The sequence below is a fragment of the Nocardiopsis lucentensis DSM 44048 genome (genome assembly GCF_000341125.1).
Classification (GTDB): domain Bacteria; phylum Actinomycetota; class Actinomycetes; order Streptosporangiales; family Streptosporangiaceae; genus Nocardiopsis; species Nocardiopsis lucentensis.
The window spans coordinates 1-3,559 of the sequence record NZ_ANBC01000368.1; the positions used below are offsets into that span (position 1 = coordinate 1).

Annotated in this window: 2 protein-coding genes; both read right to left on the reverse strand. The window is 73.9% G+C overall.

Features of this window, described 5'->3' with window-relative positions; translation table 11 throughout:
- Positions 1-52: 52 nt before the first annotated feature.
- The gene (locus tag D471_RS0112495; RefSeq protein WP_017598921.1) at positions 53-1,726 is read right to left on the reverse strand and encodes an ABC transporter ATP-binding protein; all 1,674 of its coding nucleotides are present in this window, start codon (positions 1,724-1,726) and stop codon (positions 53-55) included.
- Positions 1,723-3,414 carry an ATP-binding cassette domain-containing protein gene (locus D471_RS0112500; protein ID WP_017598922.1) on the reverse strand — a complete coding sequence of 564 codons (1,692 nt, stop codon included), beginning with the start codon at positions 3,412-3,414 and terminating at the stop codon, positions 1,723-1,725. Before D471_RS0112500 ends, D471_RS0112495 begins: the two co-directional genes overlap by 4 nt.
- Positions 3,415-3,559 lie beyond the last annotated feature (145 nt).

Consider the following 3,559-nt stretch of genomic DNA (forward strand, 5'->3'; position numbering starts at 1 on the left):
CGTCTCCCGGGAAGGTGGGGACGGTCGTTGCGCGGAGTCGGCCGCCCGTCTCCTACACGGTGTGCGGGATCCCGGCCACGTCGACGACGCGTTCGAGCCGGGCGAGGGTCTCGGCCCGGTGGGAGGCGATGAGGACGGTACCGTCGAATCGCGCGATGACGTCGGAGACCAGTCGTTCGGTGGCCGGGTCGAGGCTGGCGGTGACCTCGTCCACAAGCAGGACGCGCGGACGGCGGGCGAGGGCGCGGGCGAGGCACAGGCGTGCCCTCTGGCCGCCGGACAGCCGCACACCCGCCTCGCCGAGTTCGTCGTCGAGACCGATCCAGGAGGCCGCTTCGACGCGTTCGAGCAGGGCGGCCAGGTCCTCGTCGGACCGCGGCCCGCAGCCGCGCAGCAGGTTGTCGCGGACGGTGCCGTGGAAGAGCACCGCGTCCTGGTCGACCAGGGCGACGGCCCCCCGCAGCGCCGCGTCGTCGAGATCGGCGACGCAGACGCCCCCGCCGTCCGCCGTGACGAGTTCGACGCTGCCCGCCGAGGGGTCCCAGAGCCGGGCCGCGAGGGCGATGACGGTGCTCTTGCCCGAGCCGGAGGGGCCGACCAGCCCGACGTGTTCGCCGGGGGCGAGTTCGGCGGACCAGGACGTGAGCGTCGGCCGTCGACCCTCGTAGGAGAAGGACACGTCCCGGAACCGGAGGCCGAGCGGCCCGGCGGGCAGTTGTCGTGGCGCTTCGGGGACGGCGACGACCGGGGGGCGGTTGATTCCGGCGGCGACGCGTTCGGCGCCGGAGACGAGTGGATGGAGCCGGGTGAGGGTGTCGGTGGCGTCGACGACCGCGGCGATGCCGGTCAGGGCCAGAGCGACCAGCGCGGGCAGGTCCGCGGGGGCCAGCCGTGCCTGGGCGCCTTCGGAGAGCACGCCCGCGGCGGCGGCGCTGGTGGCGATGACGCCGATGACCACGGCGGTGAGGATGAGTTCCCGGAGGGCGGTGACCGTGTGCGAGAGCAGTTCGCGCCGTCGCGCGGTGGCGGCGGCGCGTGCGGTGGCCGCGCTGGTCTCGGCGATGATCCGGGGAGCGAGTCCGTAGGCGAGGACCTCCCGTAGCGCGCCGAGCGCGTCGACGATGTGCTCGGACAGGTCCGAGCGCTCACGCTGCTCCCGCTCGCCCAGTCGCCTGGCCGCTCGCGCCCAGTACAGAGCGCTGCTCGCCACGACCGCGGCGCCCAGGAGCATGACGAGCGCGGCTCCGGGCGACAGGACGGACGCGGTGGCCAGGACGGCGACGAACAGGGTGAGCGAGGCGCCGAGCTGGGCGACCGTGTGGGCGTAGAAGAACTCGAGCTTTTCGATGTCGTCCATCGCGACGGCGGCCGCGCGTCCGGAGTGCTCGCGGCGCCGGCCGGGAACACTGCGCGCGTAGGCGTCGAACAGCGCCATCCTCAACCGGGCCAGCACACGGTAGGCCAGGGCATGGGAGACGTCCATCTCCCGCCAGGTCAGAACCACGCGCAGCAGCACGAGCCCAAGGACCAGGGCCCACCAGAGGGGTCCGGGCGGTGTCCGCTCCACGACGGCGTGGCCGACCGCCCATGCCGTGAGGACGGTCAGACCGGCCAGGCCGAGCGCGCTCGCGGTGCCGACCAGGTAGATCCAGAGCATCCCCCGCCATTCGGGCCGCAGGACGGGCAGCAGCGCGCGAAAGGCGCGGAACGCGGAGAGGGTGTTCACGAGGCGCTCCTGTTCAGGTGTCCGGAGTCGAGGCTCAGCACGTGGGGGACCTCGGTGAGGCTCTCGGAGCGGTGGCTGATCATGATGACGACGCGGTCGCGGGCCACCCGGTGCAGAGTCCGGATGACGTCCGCGGCGCGGTCGGCGTCCAACGCGCTCGTCGGCTCGTCGACGAGCAGGACCGGGCGCCGTGCCAACAGTGCGCGGGCCAGGGCGAGGCGTTGGCGCTGTCCGCCGGACAGGCTGGTGCCGGCTTCGGCGACCTCGGTGTCGAAGCCGCGCGGGAAGCGCCGGATCTCGTCGAGGATCCCCGCGTCGCGGCAGGCCGCGACGAGGTCCGCCTCCGCGGTGGCGCCGGTGACCGCGAGGTTGTCGCGGACGGTCCCGGCGAAGAGGACCGGCCGCTGGGAGACCACGGCGATGTCGGAGGTGCGCAGGGGCCGACCGTCGAGGTCGATGCCGCCGGTGCGCGGGGTGAGGAAGCCGAGGAGGAGGTCGAAGAGGGTGGACTTGCCCGCCCCGGAGGCTCCGACGATCGCGGTGAGGGAGCCCCGCCGAGCGGTCAGGTCGAGGTCGTGGATGACGTCGCCCGGGGCGCCCGGGTAACGGAAGCTCAGACCGTCCACACGCAGCACGTCCGCACGCAGCACGTCCGCACGCAGCACGTCCGCACGTCGGTCCCCGGTCGCCCGGCCGTCTCCGGGACCGGACGCGGTGTGGACGGGGACGGCGTCGCTCCGTTCGGTGAAGGCCCCGATCCTGTCGAGGCCGGGGACCGCGGTGAGTCCGAGGAATCCGGCGTGCCAGTGCCGCGAGAGGTCCCGGATGGGCCGGAACGCCTCGGAGGAGAGCAGGAGGATCAGGTAGACCTCGACGGCGGGGGCCTGCCCGGCGGCCGCCTGGGCGACGGCGACGGCGGCGGCCGCGACCGCTCCCCCCTGGACGGCCGCGTCGGTGACGGCCGTCTCGCCCAGGGAGCCGCGCATCACCCGTTCGGTGGCCCTGCGCAGCGCCTCCGAGCGGGCGTCCAACCGGTCGCGGGTGCCGGGCACGTCACCGAGCGTGCGCAGGGTGGCCATACCGCGCAGGGATTCGAGCAGGTCGGCGCTGAGCGCCTCGTAGCTGTCCCAGTGGTCGAGTCCGCGCCGGGCCATCATCCGTTTCCACGCCATGGGCCCCGCCAGGGCCAGCACGACCCCGGCGGCGACGCACAGTCCCGCCCACGGTGAGAGCACCAGGAGGCCGGTCACGACGATCGGGCAGGTGAGGAGCAGCTGCATGACGACGGGAACGTACTTGGAGACGTAGGCGTCGATGCCGTCGACGCCGTCACCGAGGCTGGCACGCATCGAGCCGTCCCGGGCCGCGGTGTCGTGCAGCCGCTCGGGCACGAGCGCGGCCCGCATCGCGCGGCGGCGAACCGCCTGCCTGACCCGGCCGCCCAGATGTGCGGCGGCCGACGCCTGGCCCAGGGAGAGCACCAGACGCAGCAGTGCGATCCCGAGGATCAGCGACAGAGCGACGAGCACCTCCCGGGCCTGCCCGTGCAGCACCGCCGACATCGACCAGGCGATCGCCACGGCCTGTCCGAGGTGGGTGAGGAAGACGAGGACCAGCAGGGCGACGCTCCGTGCCAGGGACGCGGGGAACCGGGCCGCCTCCCGCCACAGCAGGGGGACGATCATCATGCGGCTGACTCCTTGTCGAGGTCGGGTGCGCCGGGGAGCATCGCCAGCGCGTGGACGGTCCAGCGGCCGCGCGCGGCGACGCATCCCGACACCGGTCGGCAGCGCCATCGTCGTGACAGGGCGCCCGCGTAACACAGGCCGGCCG

Bases quoted from the DNA above. Each gene is read 5' to 3' on its own strand.
- D471_RS0112500 (WP_017598922.1), bottom strand. From the start codon at position 3,414: ATGATGATCGTCCCCCTGCTGTGGCGGGAGGCGGCCCGGTTCCCCGCG.